Source organism: Bradyrhizobium sp. SPXBL-02, from assembly GCF_051853065.1.
GTDB lineage: Bacteria > Pseudomonadota > Alphaproteobacteria > Rhizobiales > Xanthobacteraceae > Bradyrhizobium.
Genome location: NZ_CP182474.1, coordinates 1,196,718 through 1,212,939, shown reverse-complemented (window position 1 = coordinate 1,212,939; position 16,222 = coordinate 1,196,718). Strand labels below are relative to the sequence as shown.

Below are 16,222 nucleotides of genomic sequence, written 5' to 3'. Positions count from 1 at the left end.
CGCCGTCAGATCAGCAAACGGTGTCATCGCCCGGCTTGACCGGGCGATCCAGTATTCCAGAGAGAGTTGTCATTGAAACGATAGGCCGCGGCGTACTGGATGCCCCGGTCAAGCCGGGGCATGACAGCGGAGTGGGTGGCGGGCTTCACTCCAAGACGTGCGGAAAGTGCTGCGCGTCCCACTCGTCAAGCCGGAACAGCACCTTGCCGTATTCGAGAAGCTTGTCGCTCGGTCGATAGGGTCGCGTCGAAACTTCAACGTCCGATGCAACTTCACTTGGCATCAAGTGAAAGTGCTCTTTGGTCTCGCTCAGGGCCAGCAATTGCTTCACAAGAACGTCTCGGCCTTCGGGATTAAGCCATAGCTCGAATTCACCGGCCGAGTTGATGTCCAAAGTAATTCGAGCTGCCATCGTAGCTACTCCTCAATTCTGCAGCCTCACCCCCAGCATCACCACCGTCCCCTGCGAGCTCGATCCCGGCTGGTTCGAATCCAGGATGTCGTGGCGCAGCGTGCCCTTGACCCAGATGTTGCGGTTGAGCTTGTAGATCAGGCTGCTTTCGAGCGAGTAGGTCTTGTCGTTGCGGTTCTGGCCCTGGTAGTCGAGCGTGCCGTAGGTGAACTTGCCGACCGCGGTGAGCCAGCGGCGGAAGTCGTGGTCGACTTCGGCGGAGTAGGTGCGCACCAGCACGCCGGAGGAGCCGGGGACCGTGGTCTCCGAGATCTGCGTGTCGGTGAAGAACTTCACCGTGGTGAGGCCGCTGGCGCTCCAGATCAGGGAGCCCGTGGTGAGGAAGCCCGAGAGCCGGCTGAGGCGCGGGTCGGTGTAGCTGCGCGCGGAATAGCCGACCGAGATCTCGCCGGTGAGGATGCGCGAGAACTCGAACGACGAGCCGACCTTGGCATAGCCGCCGTTCGAATCGCGCAAGTAGCCGTTGCGGTCGGCGGCTTGGTCGTGGACGCGCCTGTCGCCCTGGACCTCGACGAAGGGTTTCAGGCCAGGCTTGAGGTCGTAGGAGAAGCGGCCGACGCCGCCATACTGGTTGAAGTTGCGGTCGTCGTTGCTGAAGGTCGAACCATCGGTGAGCTTGGAATCGGTGTAGGCGGTGCGATCGATGGTGGCGCCGGCGGCGACCTGGAAGCGGTTGAAGGTCTGGTCGAAGCCGAGCGTCGTGCCGTAGGCAGCGTAGACAGGATATTTCTGCAGGCCGGCCTGCACGTTGGGGCTGCCGGGATTGTCGGTGGCGAGCCGCAGGCGCAGCTGCGAGGTCAGCTTGAAATCGCGGGTGACGTCGAGCCGGCCGTCGACATGGCCGTTGAAATCGGGACGGTTGGCCTCAACCGGCGACGGCGAGGCGAAGCCGTTGATCGTCGCCGGCATGTCGTTGGTGTAGCCCGAGAACGAGCCGCGCAGATCAGCGACCAGCGCGTGGCGCTCCCAATCGGACACCACGAGCAGATCGGGCGCGACCACATAGGCGGGCGAGCCGACCGGCTTGTTGAGGCGCGTCGGATTGCTGTCGTAGCCGGCGGAGAGCTCGAGCCCGCCCTTGATCAGGAAGCTGCCGGCATAATCGCCGACCGCGCCGAACGGATCGTTATCGGCCTTGAGGCGGCGGCGCAGCGGCTGGCCGGGCGCGTTGCCCGCCATCGCTGCCGGCACCGGCACCTTGTGCGCGGTCTCGGACGGCGGCGTCGCAATGCGCGGTGGGCCGAGCGTCGTGGCCGGCGTTGTTGCGGGTGGCGGCGGCGAACCGGGACCGGCGCGCTTCGGCTTCGGCTGGCCCGGATAGAGCTTGGGCTGCTGCCGCTTGCGGTTGAGCGAATCGTAGCCGGAGCCGCTCGCGCCGGTGGCAGCGGGCAGGCCATAGGTCGGGACCTGACCGACACGCGAGCTCGCCGGCGTCTGCTGGCGCTGGCGCGGGTCGGCATTGGGATCGGGCAGTTTCGGCAACGCGTCGGAGGGCGCCTGCAGAACGCCGGCGGTGCGGCGGGTCGGCAGCGTATCGGGCGAGGCGAAGCCGCCGCGGTTGGGATTGAACAGGTCGGGCGTGAGGCTCTGGGCGGCCGCCGGGCTGCTTCCGAGGGCAGTCAGCGCGAGGCACGGCAAAGCGGCGCGCAGGAAATGCGCGACAGTGCTCCGGCCCCTGCCTGGAGACGACCCCACGATGGAATTACCCCAACGAAATCAAATACTTTCTCGATCATCCCCGCCGGCCGGCCGGAACCATCGTTAATGGAGTTAAAACAATTATGGTTAATGAGCCGTTGAGGGCGCTCGGGCGCGCGTCGCCTCGCTGATCGGGGCGTGCTAAGCAGGCGCCAATGGGCGAACGCCCCCCTTCCCTGGACCAGACCATGCCGAGCTCGAAACCGCTGATGACCCAATCATCCGGCTCCATTCCCGATAGCATCGAATCCGCGCTCCGCACCCTGGAGACGGAGAGCGGCGGCATCAACGCGCTCGCTGCCGCGCTGCGCGGCCCGCTGGGCGAGCCCTTCGCCAAGGCGGTCGAACTGATCCGCAACGCCAAGGGTCGCGTCATCGTCACCGGCCTCGGCAAGTCGGGCCATATGGGCCGCAAGATCGCAGCGACCCTGGCCTCGACCGGCACGCCCGCCTTCTTCGTGCACGCCGCCGAAGCCGGCCATGGCGACCTCGGCATGATCACGCCCGACGACGTCATCATGGCGCTGTCCTGGTCCGGCGAGCAGCCGGAGATGAAGAACCTCGTGAACTATTCGGCGCGCTTCGCGATCCCCATGATCGCGGTGACCTCGAACGCTTCGTCGTCGCTCGGCCAGGCCGCCGATCTCGTCATCGAGCTGCCGAAGGCGCGCGAGGCCTGCCCGCACAATCTGGCGCCGACCACCTCGACGCTGATGCAGGCCGCGATCGGCGACGCGCTAGCGATCGCGCTGCTCGAGGGCCGCGGCTTCACGGCGCTGGAATTCGCGCATTTCCACCCGGGCGGCAAGCTCGGCGCGATGCTGAAATTCGTCCGCGACTACATGCGCACCGGCGCGGAGATTCCGCTCAAGCCACTCGGCACCGAGATGTCGGAAGCCGTGGTCGAGATGTCGGCCAAGGGGCTCGGCTGCGTCTGCATCGTCAACGATGCGGGCGAGGCCGTCGGCATCATCACCGACGGCGATCTGCGCCGCCACATGCGGCCCGATCTTTTGACGGTGACCGTCGACGAGATCATGACCAAGCAGCCCAAGTCCGTTCCGCCCTCGATGCTCGCGACCGAGATGATCGAGGTGCTGAACACGCGCAAGATCACCACGCTGCTGGTGACGGAAGCGAACAAGGTGGTGGGGATCGTGCACCTGCACGATCTGCTGCGCGCGGGCGTGGCGTAGGGTTTGCGCCCTCTCACCTCGTCATTGCGAGCGCAGCGAAGCAATCCAGACTGCCTCCGCGGAGACAGTCTGGATTGCTTCTTCGCAAGGGCTCCTCGCAATGACGGTGGAGAGACCTACGCCGGAAACCGCGCCGCGTTCTTCTCCAGCGGCAAGCGCAGCCCTTTCGCCAGATACGACACCGTGCGATAGAAGCCGCACAACAGCATGATCTCCAGGATCTGCGCCTCGTCGTAATGCACGGAGAGCGCGGCGAACTCCTCGTCCGTAAGTGTCGCGCGATGATGCAGCGCGTCCACGGCTGCGATCAGCGCCCGCTCGGCCGGCGACCAGCAGGCCGACGTCGCATCACCCAGCACCGTCGCATGCACCTCCTCCGCGGTGAGCTTCGCCGGCCCGGCAAAGATCGCGACATGCACGCCCCATTCGTATTCGCATCCGTTCAGCGCACAGGTGCGGTCGATGACGATCTCGCGCTGGCGCAGCGAGAGCGGCCCCGGATCAAGCAGGCCGCCGGCGCGAAACTTGTCCCAGGCCCGGCCATGGCCCGCCATCACCCGGAACAGCACCAGCGGCGGCGCACCGCGCATGATGCGGTCGAATTGCGCCTGGATCTCCGGGGGATAAGGCGGCGAGAGCGGGGCGATGCGCGGTGAGGCCTGGGACATCGCAGCAGACATGGCAGAAGACATGGGCCGTCTCCATTGCTACATTTATCGTAGCAATACGCTACATTATTTGTAGCACAACGCAAGAGGCGACGATGGCGAAACAGGCCGGCTCGACGACACGCAGCGTCCGCGGCTCGCGCACCGGGCGGCCGATCATGGCACTGCTCGACCTGCTCGGCCGCCGCTGGGCCTTGCGGATCCTGTGGGAGTTGCGCGAAGAGCCCCTCACCTCGCGCGCCCTGCGCAGCGCCTGCGACGAGGCCTCGCCCACGGTGCTGCAGGCACGGCTGACCGAGCTGCGCGAGGCGGGCTTCGTAGAGCTGGGTGCCGGTGGAGGTTACGGACTGACGCCGCTGGGCCGGGAGTTGTGCGAGACGTTCATGCCGCTGCACAGGTTTGCGGAGAAATGGCGCAACAAGAACGGCGCCTAAGTCCGGCGACGCCGTCTCAACAAACTCGTCATTGCGAGCGAAGCGAAGCAATCCAGACTGCCGCCGCGGAAAGATTCTGGATTGCTTCGTCGCAAGGGCTCCTCGCAATGACGGCGGTTAAGCCGCCGCCACGGTCAGGTTCGCGCCGTCCACCTGCACCACCTTCACCCGCGTGCCGGCCGGCGTATCGGGGCCCGCAACACGCCACACCGTGTCGCCGATGCGCACGGTGCCGGTGCCGTCGATGATCGGCTTCTCCAGCGTGAACTCACGGCCGAGCAAGGCTTCGGTGCGCTTGTTGAGGAACGGGCTGGCGCTCGCATCCGGCTTCGGCTTGGCGAGGTGGCGCCAGACCGGCACGGCAGCGGCGGCAAAGATCGCGAACATCACGAGCTGGATCTGCCAGGAGATGGCAGCCGCGAACGAGATCAGGCCGACCAGCAGCGCAGCCAGCCCGAGCCAGAACAGGAAGATGCCCGGCGCCAGCACCTCCAGCGCCATCAGGATGAAGCCGAAGATCAGCCAATTCCAGTTGCCGAGCGATACGAACATGTCGGTCATGACACGACCTCTGTAAAATACCCCGTTATTGCGGCGGCACTGCGGGCGGGATCGGACCCGACGACGGGACCGATCCGCCGCGGCGCGCGGCAGCGGCTGCGGCACTCTCGCCGAACGTCGCCTTGGCGATCTCGCCGATACCGGCGAGCGAGCCAAGCATGCTCACGGCTTCCACCGGCAGCATGATGATCTTCTGGTTCGGCGCATCCGCGAACTGGCCGAACGCCTTGATATATTTGTCGGCGATGAAATAGTTCAACGCGGCGACGTCGCCCTTGGAGATGGCTTCCGACACCACTTGAGTCGCCTTGGCTTCGGCCTCGGCGAGACGCTCGCGCGCCTCGGCGTCGCGGAAGGCGGCCTCGCGGCGGCCTTCGGCCTGGAGGATCTGGCCCTGCTTGGCGCCCTCGGCGCGCAGGATCTCGGACTGGCGCTGGCCTTCGGCCGCGAGAATGTCGGCGCGCTTGACGCGCTCGGCCTTCATCTGCCGACCCATGGCTTCGACGAGGTCAGCGGGCGGCACGATGTCCTTGATCTCGATGCGGTTGACCTTGACGCCCCAGGGCGAGACCGCGGCGTCGACCACGCGGAGCAGCCGCTCGTTGATCTCGTCGCGGTGCGACAGCACCTGGTCGAGGTCCATCGAGCCCATCACCGAGCGAATGTTGGTCATTGTGAGCACCGTGATCGCCTGGTTCAGGTTGGCGACCTCGTAGCTCGCCTTAGCGGCATCGAACACCTGGAAGAAGGCGACGCCGTCCACCGTCACGGTGGCGTTGTCCTTGGTGATCACCTCCTGCTCGGGAATGTCGATCACCTGCTCCATCATGTTGATCTTGCGCCCGACGCGATCGAAATAGGGCACGATCAGATTGAGCCCGGGGCTCAGCGTCTGGGTGTATTTGCCGAACCGCTCGATGGTCCAGTCATAGCCCTGCGGCACCGTCTTCACGCCGGCGACCAGCGTGACGATGACGAGCAACACCAGAACGATCGCGAAAATGTCGAAGCCGCTCATTTCTCCTCCAAGGCGGGCAAGACGCCGGGAAAGCCCTTTCCCGCGCTGTCATTGGTCGGGATCACGACCTTACCGGTTCAGCGGTCGCAAGTAACGTCGGTACCGGCGCGATTCTGCACAAGACGCACAGCAAGAGAACGGTCACGATATGTATTTGCGACAGGTTCTTGAAAGAGCGCGGGCGCAGACCTAGCGGCGAACGTTAGGACCTGCGCCGTCACGACGGGCTCTATTCGATGACGTCGTTCGCGATTGCGAGCAGGCCCGGGGCAAGCGTGACGCCAAGCGCCTTGGCCGTCTTCAGGTTGACCGCAAGCTCGAACTTGGTGGGATTTTGCACCGGCAGATCGGCCGGCCGTGCGCCCTTCAGGATCCGATCGATGTAGCCCGCAGCGCGGCGGAGCTGCTCGGCGCTGTCGGTGCTGTAGGACATCAGCCCACCTTCGTCGACGAAGGTGCGGCTCCAGAACACCGCGGGCACGCGCGCCTGTGCAACGGCGGCCAGAAGCTGCGCGCGGTTGGCCATGGTGAAGAAATCCGGCAGGACCAGCAGCCCATCGGCCTTGCGCGAGGCCAGCGCCGCGATCGAGGCCGTGTCATGTACCGGCGCGGGCTCGATCGTCATATGGAGCGCGCGGCCGGCGTCCTCGATGGTGCGCAGCATCAGGGGCGCGAACGGCGCGGTGGCGGGATTGTAGACGATCGCAACGCGGGACACCTTTGGCGTGACCTGCGTCAGCATCTCCAGCCATTTGCCGGCGAGCGGACCGTCGTAGTCGGTAAAGCCGGTGAGGTTGCCGCCGGGATGCGCGAGGTTTTCGACAAAGCCCTGGCTGACGGGATCGGTGACGACGGCGAACACGATCGGGATCGTCGTGGTGCGCCGGCGCAGCTCTTCGACCGAGGGTGTGCCGACCGCAAGCAGGATGTCGGGCTTGAGCGCGATCAGCTCGTCGGCGAGCTGCGCGATGCGGTCACGATTGCCGCCGCCGCTGCGCCAATCAACCTTGAGATTGTCGCGCTCCTTCCAGCCCTGGCCGGCGAGCGCTTCGACCAGGATCATGCTGCGCGTCCGGCCGATCGCATCATCGGCGGCCGTGACCGAGAGCACGCCGAGCCGCCGTATCGCGTTCGGCTGCTGCGCCAGGGTCGGGCCCGGCAGCGCTGTGAGCATTCCAAGAAGCGCCAGGCACCGGCGGCGGTTCATGGGACACCCATCAGATCCAGCCCTGAAGCTCGCGCAGCACCAGGGTGCGGATCACGTCCATGCCCGGTCCGCTGTCGTTGAGGCAGGGGATCGCGGAAAACTGCTCGCCGCCATTGTGCTTGAAGATCTCGGCGTTCTCCTGCGCGATCTCCTCCAGCGTCTCCAAGCAATCGGCGGAAAAGCCCGGCGTCACCACCGCGATGCGGCGCACGCCGTCCTTGGCGAGCCGCTCCATGGTCTTGTCGGTATAGGGCTGCAGCCACTCGTCGTTGCCGAAGCGGGACTGGAAGGTCAGCAGCAGTTTTGTTGCGTCCATGCCGAGCCGGCGGCGCAGCGCCTCGGTCGTCGCGATGCAGTGCTGCTGATAGGGATCGCCCTTGTCGACATAGGCTTTCGGCATGCCGTGGAATGACGCCACGATCAGCTCCGGCTTGAACGACAGCGTCGCCAGATGCCCCTCGATCGAGACGGCGAGCGCCTCGATATAGGCTTCGTCCACGTAATAGGGTGGCGTGATCCGCAGCGTCGGCTGGTTGCGCAGCTGCGCGAGCACCCGGAACACTTCGTCGCAGACCGTCGCCGAGGTCGAGGCCGAATATTGCGGATAGAGGGGGACGGCCAGGATGCGCTCGCAGCCTTTCGCGATCAGCGCGTCGATGCCCGACTTGATCGACGGATTGCCGTAGCGCATCGCCCAATCGACAACGACGTTGTCGCGGTCGGACAAGGCGGCTGCGAGCTTGTCGCGTTGCGACCGCGTGATGGTTTTCAGCGGCGACTCGTTCCGATCATTGTTCCAGATCTTCTGGTAATCGAGCGCCTTGGTACGGGGACGGCTGCGCAGGATGATCCCGTTCAGCACCAGCTTCCAGATCAGGCCCTGGTCCTCGATGACGCGGGCGTCGCTGAGGAACTCCTTGAGGTAGACCCGCACGCCGGGGGCATCGGCCGTATCAGGCGTTCCGAGATTGATCAGGAGCACGCCGACCCTCGGCAGGGCGGATCGGGTGGCCGGTTTCGCAGTCTCGAGGGGGACGACGCTGTTCATGGCTGGTTGGGTCGCGCGTTGGTCCGAACTTGTCAAGATGAGCCAGGGTTCGCTAGGGTCGCACCCAAGGGGGAGGGACGATGACGCTCGCGGAATGGTGTGTCTTCGGGGCGCTGCTGCTCTATCTGTCTACGATCGCCTCGGTCAAATGGATCAGGTTTCGCCGCTTCGACAATTCCCGGCCGCGCGATCCCGCCTTCTACGAGGACGCCCTGTCGCAACGCGCGCTCGGCGCGCACCAGAACGGCATCGAGACGTTTCCGTTCTTCGCGTTCGCGGTGCTGCTCGCCGAATACAGGGAATCGCCGCAGCGGCTGATCGACGAGCTCGCGGCGCTGTTCCTGATCGTCCGGATCGCCTATGTGCTGACCTATCTCGGCAATCGCCCGACGCTGCGCTCGATCCTCTGGAGCATCGGCTTTGCGATCAATCTCGGGATCTTCTTCATGCCGGCGTTGAAGCGGTTTCTGCCAGTGTGAGGCGGCTTCACGTCGAGAGGTGCCGCTCGCGCGTCGCGATCAGCGCCCGCATCGATGCGGGGATCGTGACCGGACGATGGGTCTTCTGGTCCGTGTAGACCCACACGATCTCGCCGGTCACCAGCGCGTCGGCGCCACCCTTCCGGAAGATGGCGAGCTCGAAGACGAGGCTCGAATTGCCGATCCGCGCCACGCGCGAGCCGACGTCGAGCTCCCAGTCGAACCGCACCGGCGCCTTGTACTCGATCAGCGATTTGACGACGTGGAAATCGATGCCGCTCGTCTGCGCATCCGCATATTGGTCAAAGCCCAGCGCACGGAAATATTCGGTGATGGTGGTATCGAAATAGGTCAAATAATGCGCGTTGAAGACGACGCCCTGGCCGTCGATCTCGGAATAGCGCACCCGGAACGGATGGAAGAACCAGAATTGTTCGCGCGACATGGAGTCTCCCGACCAAGATATCTCAGGCTCGTCATGGCGAGGAGCTCGCGACAAAATTGCGTAGCAATTTTGCGCTGATGCGACGAAGCAATCCAGACCGCCGCCGCGGAGACATTCTGGATTGCTTCGCTGCGCTCGCAATGACGGAGCTGGCGCTCGACCGTCTTTGCCCAATTAGCGCCGAGAAGTGCAGATGCACCCTCAAAAACACGTGGTCCGTTCGGCGGCGATGTAGCCGAACAGGAGGCCGACGCCGAACAGAAGGACCAGGCCCGCGGCGCCGAACTCGATGCCGCGCATGAACAGCGCGCCACCGCCGTCGCGGCCGGCGCTGAGACGGGCGGCGATGTCCTTGGCGGAGACGGCGATAACCGCGATGGCAGCGACCGTGATCGCGGTCCCCAATCCCATCAGAAAGGTGGCGGCGATGCCGGCCCAGAACAGGCCCTGGGCGAGCGCGAACACCAGGACCAGGATCGCGCCCGAGCAGGGGCGGATGCCGACGGTCAGGATCGCCGCGAGACCGCGCCGCCAGCCGCCGGGGCCGGCGAGTTCGCTCGGGGTGGGGCCGTGGGAATGCCCGCACTGCTCGTCATGGACGTGATCGTGCCCGTGATGGGCATGGGGATGGGCATGGGCATGACCGTCGTGATGATGATCATGCTCATGATGGTCATGCGCATCGTGATGATGGTGATGGCCGTGACCATGGTCGTGCGGCACGCCCGCCATCACCGGCACCGGTTGGGCGGCCTGAAGTGCGCGGATGAAGGTGCGGCCCTTGACCCAGACCAGGCGCAGGCCGAACAGCGCGATCAGGGCGTAGCTCGCGATCTCGATCACGCCTTCGGCCTTGCACATGGTCTTGGCCGTCGCATTCAGCACCCAGGCCGAAATGCCGACGATGAGGATCGCGACCAGCGACTGCATCAGGGCCGAGGCAAACGACAGCGCGATGCCGCGCCGCGCCGTCTCGCGGTTGGCGACCAGATAGGAGGCGATCACCGCCTTGCCGTGGCCGGGACCGGCAGCGTGGAAGATGCCATAGGCGAACGAGATGAAGAGCAGCGTCCACACCGCCGAGCCGTCGGACTTGGCGGCGCGGATGGTTGCCGACATCTGGCGATAGAATTCCGACTGGTTGGCCAGGAGCCAGCCGATGAGGCCGCTTGCTTCAGGCTCGGCCGCCTGCGCCGGCCGCGGTGCGCCGAACGGGTTTTGCGCAAGGAGATCATGAAGCGCGGCGTCAGTCACGCCGACCACCATCAGCACAGCAGCACAGGCGAGCAGACCGCGCGCGAGCGGAGAGAGTTGCGGCTTCAAGGGCAATCCACCGTGATCTTGTTGGCGAACATCATGCCGAAATTCGAGTTCTCGCCGTCCAGGAAGGTCTGCTCGTTCAGCTTCTGGGCGCTCGCGGTGCCGTCGTTCGGCCGTTCCAGCTTCATCTGGCAGCCCGCGGGCGCACCGACCAGCTTGACCGGACGGTCCTTGGCCATCTGGAAGTCGATGAAGAAGGAGCGGTCGAACACTTCGAGCACCAGCTGCTTGGGCTTGACCGGGTTCTTCAGCGGCAAGGTGAAGTGCAGGGTCAGCACCGTGTCCTTGTAGTCGAGGAAATAGTCGACCGGCTCCTGGAATCGCTCCTTCTTGCCGTCGGCTCGCGCAAAGGTGAAGTAGGCGTATTCCTTCAGCGACTCGACATTGGTCTGCGCCAGCGGCTTGAGCTCCTCGCGCGTGTAGGCGCCCTTGGTCTTGCTCTCGAGCCCCTGCACGGCATAGGCCGAGAACATGTCGTCGAAGGTCCAGGCGTGGCGCACGCCGGTGATGCTGCCGTCAGCGGCATAGAGCAATTCGCTGGTCGCGGTGATCCAGACATGTGGATGCGCATTTGCTGCCCCCGCCGCGAGCGTCATCGCGGCGGCGAACAGCATTCCGAACAGGGCCCGCATGCTCATCAGGCCGCCCTGGCGTCGTCGAGCAGACCGCGGCGGCGGAGCAGCGCATCCGGCTCCGGCGGACGGCCGCGGAACGCCTCATAGGCGGCTTCCGGATCGACCGACCCGCCCGACGAATAGATGTCGTCGTGCAGACGCTTGGCCACGGCAGGATCGAAGATGTCCCCGGCCTCCTCGAACGCGCCGAAGGCGTCGGCGTCCATCACCTCCGACCACATGTAGCTGTAATAGCCGGCAGCGTAGTGGTCGCCGGTGAAGATGTGGCCGAACTGCGTCGGACGGTGACGCAGCGCGATCTCCTCGGGCATGCCGATCTTCTCCAGCTCGCGTCTTTCGAAGGCGCGGACATCCTCCGCGGCGGCTGCCGGCTGGGTGTGGAATTCCAGATCCACCAGCGCCGACGAGACGAACTCGACCGTGGCAAAGCCCTGGTTGAATTTCCGCGCGGCGAGGAAGCGTTGCAGCAGGTCGTCCGGCAGCGGCTCGCCGGTCTGGTAGTGGCGGGCGAACTTCTGCAGCACCTCGGGCCGCTCCTGCCAGTGCTCGTAGAGCTGCGAGGGCAGCTCGACGAAATCGGTGAACACCGAGGTGCCCGACAGCGAGGGATAGGTCACGTTGGAGAGCATGCCGTGTAGGCCGTGGCCGAACTCGTGGAACAGGGTGCGGGCATCGTCGGGCGACAGCAGCGACGGCTCGCCGCCCGCGCCCTTGGCGAAATTGCAGATGTTGAGAACCAGCGGCGCGACGCCGCCGTCGAGCTTCTGCTGGTCGCGCAGCGAGGTCATCCAGGCGCCGGAGCGCTTCGATGGCCGGGCGAAGTAGTCTCCATAGAACAGCGCCTTGTGCTTGCCGTCCGGCCCCTTCATCTCCCAGACCCGGACGTCCGGGTGCCAGACCGGAATGTCCTTGCGCTCCTCGAAGGTGACGCCGAACAGGCGCGTGGCACAGTCGAAGGCGGCGGCGATCATGTTGTCGAGGCCGAGATACGGCTTGATCGCGGAATCGTCGAAATTGGCGCGCTGCAGACGGAGCTTCTCGGCGTAGAAGCGCCAGTCCCAGGGGGCGAGCCTGAAATTGCCGCCCTCTTCCGTGATCAGCGCCTGCATCTCGTCGCGGTCGGCAAGCGCGCGGGCCCGGGCCGGCTTCCAGACCCGCTCCAACAGGTTGCGCACCGCGTCCGGCGTCTTGGCCATGGAATCCTCGAGCCGGTAGGCGGCGTAGGTCGCATAGCCCAGGAGCCTGGCGCTCTCCTCGCGCAGCTTCAGGATCTCGACAATGGTCGCGTTGTTGTCGTTGGCGTTGCCGTTGTCGCCGCGCGCGATGAAGGCCTTGTAGACCTTCTCGCGGAGGTCACGCCGGGCGGAGCTCTTCAGGAACGTCTCGACCGAGGAGCGCGACAGCGTGACGATGGCCTTGCCCGCCATGCCGCGCTCTTCCGCCGCAGCCTTGGCGGCGGCGACAAAGCTCTCCGGCAGGCCCTGGCGATCGGCCTCCCCGAGCTCCATGAACCAGTCCTGCTCGTCGCCGAGCAGATGATGGCTGAAGCCGGTGCCGAGCTGGGCCAGCCGCTCGTTGATCTCGGCCATCCGGGTCTTGGCCTCCTCGGAGAGGCCGGCGCCGGCGCGGTGGAAGCGGGTGTAGGTGCGCTCCAAGAGGCGGAGCTGCTCGGGCGTGAGACCGAGACCCGCGCGGTTCTCGTGCAGATGGGCGATGCGGCCGAACAGCACGGCGTTCATCATGATCGGATTCCAGTGCCGCGCCATCCGCAAGGAGACCTCCTTGTCGATCTCCAGGATGGCCGGGTTGGAATGCGCCGAGACGAGGTCGTAGAAGACCGCCGCGACCTTGCTCAAGAGCTTGCCCGAGCGCTCCAGCGCCGTGATGGTGTTGGCGAAGTCGGGCGCCGCGGGATCGTTGGTGATCGCCGCAATCTCGGCGGAATGGTCGGCGAAGGCCTGCTCGAAGGCCGGCAGGAAGTGCTCCGGCTTGATCTCGTCGAAAGGCGGGGTCGCGAACGGCGTCACCCAGGCCTTCAGCAGCGGATTGGTCTCGGGGTCCGTAATTTGGCGGGGTTCTGACATCACAAGTCCCGGATTTCGTGGCTCTATTGCTGCGGCCAGCTATAGCACGCGTGGGGCTTTTTTGGGCCGTTTGCCCTTGCTCCCGGCCGCCTTTTCGGGGAGATTGCGGCCCTCGAAGCCAGGACCCTCTGAAACCATGAACGCGCCTTCCTCATCGTCCCGCCGGATCGTCTGGCCCAGCGTCATCACCGTCATCAGCGCCGCCATCCTGATCGGCGCGGAGGTGTTCGGCGCGGCCTTTGCGGGCGGCTGGGCGCTCGCGATCCTGTTCGGGCTCGGCGACCAGGGCGCCCATATCCTGCAGGCCGTGCTGTTCGCACTCGGCGTGCTCGTGATGACCGCCTTCATCCGCGGCGCTCAGCGCATCGAGCCTTTCACCAAGCGCGGCTGACGCGTCTCGCGCGTCGGCAACACGCGCAGCGCAGCGAAAACTTAACGCGCGTTCATCTCCCGCGTCGCTCGCGCAACAGCGCGCAAGCAGATGTTAGGCAATTCTGTCCGCAGCCTAAAAAAATTCTTGCGAAGCAGAGTCAAAACGCTTATGTGCGGACTTGCCCAATTTCGCACGTGCCTGTGGTCGTGTGTCAGTCGGTAGGTATCCGGACAAGAGGCCGGACAGCCGCCAAGGGGTGAAGAAGCCGAGGGGCTCTTCGGAAGTGCGGAAGTCGGAAGACCGAGGTCGCAAGACCAGAAAGTCGGAAGACGAAGCAAACCCGGAGCGCCCAGCATCTCTCTCAAAGAGATGCCATGTCGAAGGTGACTTCGCTCTTTGCAACCGTGACTGGCAGCCGGAGGCGAACCGGCGCACCCCGCTCTCAACGGGGGACGCGACTTAAAGCAACGACGGATCGGGCTTTTTTGGTCTCTACCGGCATTCCAACGCCGGCGCGGGCTACTGAAAAGGCTTGTCCTTCATTGCCAGGTGAGCGGGCGGGAAACTCTCCCAACCAATCCACGGCAGCACAGTCTGGTTTGAGTTTTTTGGCCTCGACGCGCCTCCATCGCGCGATGCGGCCGAAGCACTCTCATCAGACGTCATGTTGATACGGCTCCCGTCGCTGGGGCCGTTGGAGAGTGCCATGACCGAACGTATCCAGGAATTCCTGCGCAACCGCCGCAACGAAGGCCTCGACACCGAGCCGTGCCTCGTCGTCGACCTCGAGGTCGTGCGCGACAATTACCAGAGCTTCGCCAAGGCGCTGCCCGACAGCCGCGTGTTCTATGCCGTCAAGGCGAACCCGGCGCCGGAAGTGCTGGCCCTGCTCGCGTCCATGGGCTCCTGCTTCGACACCGCCACGGTCGCAGAGATCGAGATGGCGCTGACCGCGGGTGCGACGCCCGACCGCATCTCCTTCGGCAACACGATCAAGAAGGAGCGCGACATCGCGCGCGCCTTCGCGCTCGGCATTCGGCTGTTCGCGGTCGATTGCGCCGCCGAGGTCGAGAAGGTCGCCCGTGCCGCCCCCGGTGCGAAGGTGTTCTGCCGCATCCTCTATGACTGCGCCGGCGCCGAGTGGCCGCTGTCGCGCAAGTTCGGCTGCGACCCGGAAATGGCGGTCGAGGTGCTCGACCTCGCCAAGCGCCTGGGCCTGGAGCCGTGCGGCATCTCCTTCCATGTCGGCTCGCAGCAGCGCAAGGTGAAGGCGTGGGACCGTGCGCTGGCGATGGCCTCGCAAGTGTTCCGCGACTGCGCCGAGCGCGGCATCAACCTGTCCATGGTCAACATGGGCGGCGGCTTCCCGACCAAGTACCTGAAGGACGTGCCGCCGGTCGTGACCTACGGCCGCTCGATCTTCCGCGCGCTGCGCAAGCACTTCGGCAACCAGATCCCGGAGACCATCATCGAGCCGGGCCGCGGCATGGTGGGCAACGCCGGCATCATCGAATCCGAGGTCGTGCTCATCTCGAAGAAGAGCGACGAGGACGAGGTGCGCTGGGTGTACCTGGACATCGGCAAGTTCGGCGGTCTCGCCGAGACCATGGACGAGTCGATCCGCTACGCCATCCGCACCCGTCATGACGGTGCGGACATGACGCCGTGCGTGCTCGCGGGTCCGACCTGCGACAGCGCCGACGTGCTGTACGAGAAGAACCCGTATCCGCTTCCCGTCACGCTCGAGATCGGCGACAAGGTGCTGATCGAAGGCACCGGGGCCTATACGTCGACCTACTCGTCGGTGGCGTTCAACGGCATCCCGCCGCTGAAGACGTATCACATCTGATCCGCCTCTTGGTTCTAGAGGCCTGACGAACCCGGGAGCCGGTCCGCCGGCTCCTCATCCACCATTTAGATTTCTGACGACGTCTTGGACAGGCGTGCTGCGCGCACGCCGGTTCAAGCGGGGACTGACGTGCCATGACTGCTCCTCGGAAGCCGCAAGTTGCCCTCACCTCGAAAGCCGCTCCGTTCGTGATCCGCGCGGAACGTGCTAGCGACGTCGCGACGCGCGAAACGCTGCTCGATGCCTGCTTTGGCGAGAACCGCCACGGCCGCACCTGCCAGCGCCTGCGCGACGGACGCGCGCCCGCTGCAGGCCTTGCCCTGTCGGCGATGCGCGAGGGCAAGCTCGTGGGAACCGTGCGGCTGTGGCATGTCAGCGCCGGAGGCAGGCCCGCTCTGGTCCTCGGACCGCTGGCGGTCGACCCTGCCTGCCGCGAGCTCGGGATCGGCGCCGCGCTGATGCATCAAGCGCTGGCCGCCGCCCGGGCGCGCGGGCATGACGCCGTGATCCTGCTCGGCGATGCCCCCTATTACGCCCGCTTCGGCTTCTCGGCCGACAAGACGGCCGAACTCTCGCTGCCGGGCCCGTTCGAGCGCGACCGCCTGCTGGCGATCGAGTTCACCGATGGTGCGCTCGATGGCGCCGCCGGGATGATTGTCCCGACCGGCGCGGCCCTGCCCAAACGGAGGTCGGTTCGCGCGCCTGAGGCGCACGCGGCCTGAGGGATCGCTCCTG

The 16,222-nt window shown here is 65.5% G+C and carries 17 protein-coding genes; 6 read left to right on the top strand and 11 right to left on the bottom strand.

The features are described 5' to 3' along the window. Positions 1–145 precede the first annotated feature (145 nt). Entirely contained in the window at positions 146–412 is a 267-nt protein-coding gene (locus ACNJYD_RS05700; protein WP_212254084.1) for a hypothetical protein, read from the bottom strand. A 12-nt stretch (positions 413–424) separates the two neighbouring features. Next, a complete protein-coding gene (locus ACNJYD_RS05695; RefSeq protein WP_439365629.1) occupies positions 425–2,167 on the bottom strand; it encodes an outer membrane beta-barrel protein in 1,743 nt (580 codons plus the stop codon). Positions 2,168–2,358: 191 nt separating this feature from the next. Between ACNJYD_RS05695 and ACNJYD_RS05690 the strand changes: the two genes are divergently transcribed. After that, positions 2,359–3,366 carry a KpsF/GutQ family sugar-phosphate isomerase gene (locus tag ACNJYD_RS05690; protein ID WP_439365628.1) on the top strand — a complete coding sequence of 336 codons (1,008 nt, stop codon included), beginning with the start codon at positions 2,359–2,361 and terminating at the stop codon, positions 3,364–3,366. Between the two features lie 116 nt (positions 3,367–3,482). On the opposite strand, the gene ACNJYD_RS05685 is transcribed toward ACNJYD_RS05690, so the two are convergent. Next, entirely contained in the window at positions 3,483–4,034 is a 552-nt protein-coding gene (locus tag ACNJYD_RS05685) for a carboxymuconolactone decarboxylase family protein (RefSeq protein WP_439367415.1), read from the bottom strand. A 95-nt stretch (positions 4,035–4,129) separates the two neighbouring features. Between ACNJYD_RS05685 and ACNJYD_RS05680 the strand changes: the two genes are divergently transcribed. Next, the gene (locus ACNJYD_RS05680) at positions 4,130–4,468 is read left to right on the top strand and encodes a winged helix-turn-helix transcriptional regulator (protein ID WP_172785000.1); all 339 of its coding nucleotides are present in this window, start codon (positions 4,130–4,132) and stop codon (positions 4,466–4,468) included. Between the two features lie 117 nt (positions 4,469–4,585). Here the strand turns inward: ACNJYD_RS05680 and ACNJYD_RS05675 are convergent, their stop codons facing one another. From ACNJYD_RS05675 to hemH, 4 genes are all read right to left on the bottom strand, one after another. Next, positions 4,586–5,029 carry an NfeD family protein gene (locus ACNJYD_RS05675; protein ID WP_260381985.1) on the bottom strand — a complete coding sequence of 148 codons (444 nt, stop codon included), beginning with the start codon at positions 5,027–5,029 and terminating at the stop codon, positions 4,586–4,588. Positions 5,030–5,054: 25 nt separating this feature from the next. Continuing rightward, positions 5,055–6,047 carry an SPFH domain-containing protein gene (locus ACNJYD_RS05670; RefSeq protein WP_439365627.1) on the bottom strand — a complete coding sequence of 331 codons (993 nt, stop codon included), beginning with the start codon at positions 6,045–6,047 and terminating at the stop codon, positions 5,055–5,057. Positions 6,048–6,276: 229 nt separating this feature from the next. Then, positions 6,277–7,254 carry an ABC transporter substrate-binding protein gene (locus tag ACNJYD_RS05665; protein WP_439365626.1) on the bottom strand — a complete coding sequence of 326 codons (978 nt, stop codon included), beginning with the start codon at positions 7,252–7,254 and terminating at the stop codon, positions 6,277–6,279. Between the two features lie 10 nt (positions 7,255–7,264). Next, entirely contained in the window at positions 7,265–8,302 is a 1,038-nt protein-coding gene (gene hemH / locus ACNJYD_RS05660) for a ferrochelatase (protein WP_439365625.1), read from the bottom strand. 80 nt (positions 8,303–8,382) lie between these two features. Here hemH and ACNJYD_RS05655 point away from each other — a divergent pair, with 80 nt between their 5' ends. After that, the gene (locus ACNJYD_RS05655) at positions 8,383–8,781 is read left to right on the top strand and encodes an MAPEG family protein (protein WP_172785005.1); all 399 of its coding nucleotides are present in this window, start codon (positions 8,383–8,385) and stop codon (positions 8,779–8,781) included. A 7-nt stretch (positions 8,782–8,788) separates the two neighbouring features. Here ACNJYD_RS05655 and ACNJYD_RS05650 read toward each other — a convergent pair whose 3' ends face one another. The 4 genes from ACNJYD_RS05650 to ACNJYD_RS05635 form a co-directional block, all read right to left on the bottom strand. Beyond that, entirely contained in the window at positions 8,789–9,226 is a 438-nt protein-coding gene (locus ACNJYD_RS05650) for an acyl-CoA thioesterase (RefSeq protein WP_172785006.1), read from the bottom strand. Between the two features lie 201 nt (positions 9,227–9,427). Beyond that, a complete protein-coding gene (locus tag ACNJYD_RS05645) occupies positions 9,428–10,549 on the bottom strand; it encodes a nickel/cobalt transporter (protein ID WP_439365624.1) in 1,122 nt (373 codons plus the stop codon). Then, positions 10,546–11,184, bottom strand: a complete 639-nt coding sequence (locus tag ACNJYD_RS05640) for a DUF1007 family protein (protein ID WP_439365623.1) — start codon at positions 11,182–11,184, stop codon at positions 10,546–10,548. Before ACNJYD_RS05640 ends, ACNJYD_RS05645 begins: the two co-directional genes overlap by 4 nt. Then, a complete protein-coding gene (locus ACNJYD_RS05635) occupies positions 11,184–13,265 on the bottom strand; it encodes a M3 family metallopeptidase (protein ID WP_439365622.1) in 2,082 nt (693 codons plus the stop codon). The genes ACNJYD_RS05640 and ACNJYD_RS05635 overlap by 1 nt, the downstream gene beginning before the upstream one ends. Positions 13,266–13,401: 136 nt before the next feature. Between ACNJYD_RS05635 and ACNJYD_RS05630 the strand changes: the two genes are divergently transcribed. From ACNJYD_RS05630 to ACNJYD_RS05620, 3 genes are all read left to right on the top strand, one after another. Further along, entirely contained in the window at positions 13,402–13,656 is a 255-nt protein-coding gene (locus ACNJYD_RS05630) for a hypothetical protein (RefSeq protein ID WP_172785010.1), read from the top strand. A 688-nt stretch (positions 13,657–14,344) separates the two neighbouring features. Then, positions 14,345–15,487: a type III PLP-dependent enzyme gene (locus ACNJYD_RS05625; RefSeq protein WP_439365621.1), complete on the top strand. Its 1,143-nt coding sequence runs from the start codon at positions 14,345–14,347 to the stop codon at positions 15,485–15,487. A gap of 134 nt (positions 15,488–15,621) precedes the next feature. Beyond that, positions 15,622–16,209, top strand: coding sequence for a GNAT family N-acetyltransferase (locus ACNJYD_RS05620; RefSeq protein WP_260381977.1), 588 nt, complete (start codon positions 15,622–15,624; stop codon positions 16,207–16,209). Positions 16,210–16,222 lie beyond the last annotated feature (13 nt).

Bases quoted from the DNA above. Each gene is read 5' to 3' on its own strand.
- ACNJYD_RS05700 (WP_212254084.1), bottom strand. From the start codon at position 412: ATGGCAGCTCGAATTACTTTGGACATCAACTCGGCCGGTGAATTCGAG.
- ACNJYD_RS05690 (WP_439365628.1), top strand. From the start codon at position 2,359: ATGCCGAGCTCGAAACCGCTGATGACCCAATCATCCGGCTCCATTCCC.
- ACNJYD_RS05685 (WP_439367415.1), bottom strand. From the start codon at position 4,034: ATGTCCCAGGCCTCACCGCGCATCGCCCCGCTCTCGCCGCCTTATCCC.
- ACNJYD_RS05680 (WP_172785000.1), top strand. From the start codon at position 4,130: ATGGCGAAACAGGCCGGCTCGACGACACGCAGCGTCCGCGGCTCGCGC.
- ACNJYD_RS05675 (WP_260381985.1), bottom strand. From the start codon at position 5,029: ATGACCGACATGTTCGTATCGCTCGGCAACTGGAATTGGCTGATCTTC.
- ACNJYD_RS05670 (WP_439365627.1), bottom strand. From the start codon at position 6,047: ATGAGCGGCTTCGACATTTTCGCGATCGTTCTGGTGTTGCTCGTCATC.
- ACNJYD_RS05665 (WP_439365626.1), bottom strand. From the start codon at position 7,254: ATGAACCGCCGCCGGTGCCTGGCGCTTCTTGGAATGCTCACAGCGCTG.
- hemH (WP_439365625.1), bottom strand. From the start codon at position 8,302: ATGAACAGCGTCGTCCCCCTCGAGACTGCGAAACCGGCCACCCGATCC.
- ACNJYD_RS05655 (WP_172785005.1), top strand. From the start codon at position 8,383: ATGACGCTCGCGGAATGGTGTGTCTTCGGGGCGCTGCTGCTCTATCTG.
- ACNJYD_RS05650 (WP_172785006.1), bottom strand. From the start codon at position 9,226: ATGTCGCGCGAACAATTCTGGTTCTTCCATCCGTTCCGGGTGCGCTAT.
- ACNJYD_RS05640 (WP_439365623.1), bottom strand. From the start codon at position 11,184: ATGAGCATGCGGGCCCTGTTCGGAATGCTGTTCGCCGCCGCGATGACG.
- ACNJYD_RS05635 (WP_439365622.1), bottom strand. From the start codon at position 13,265: ATGTCAGAACCCCGCCAAATTACGGACCCCGAGACCAATCCGCTGCTG.
- ACNJYD_RS05630 (WP_172785010.1), top strand. From the start codon at position 13,402: ATGAACGCGCCTTCCTCATCGTCCCGCCGGATCGTCTGGCCCAGCGTC.
- ACNJYD_RS05625 (WP_439365621.1), top strand. From the start codon at position 14,345: ATGACCGAACGTATCCAGGAATTCCTGCGCAACCGCCGCAACGAAGGC.
- ACNJYD_RS05620 (WP_260381977.1), top strand. From the start codon at position 15,622: ATGACTGCTCCTCGGAAGCCGCAAGTTGCCCTCACCTCGAAAGCCGCT.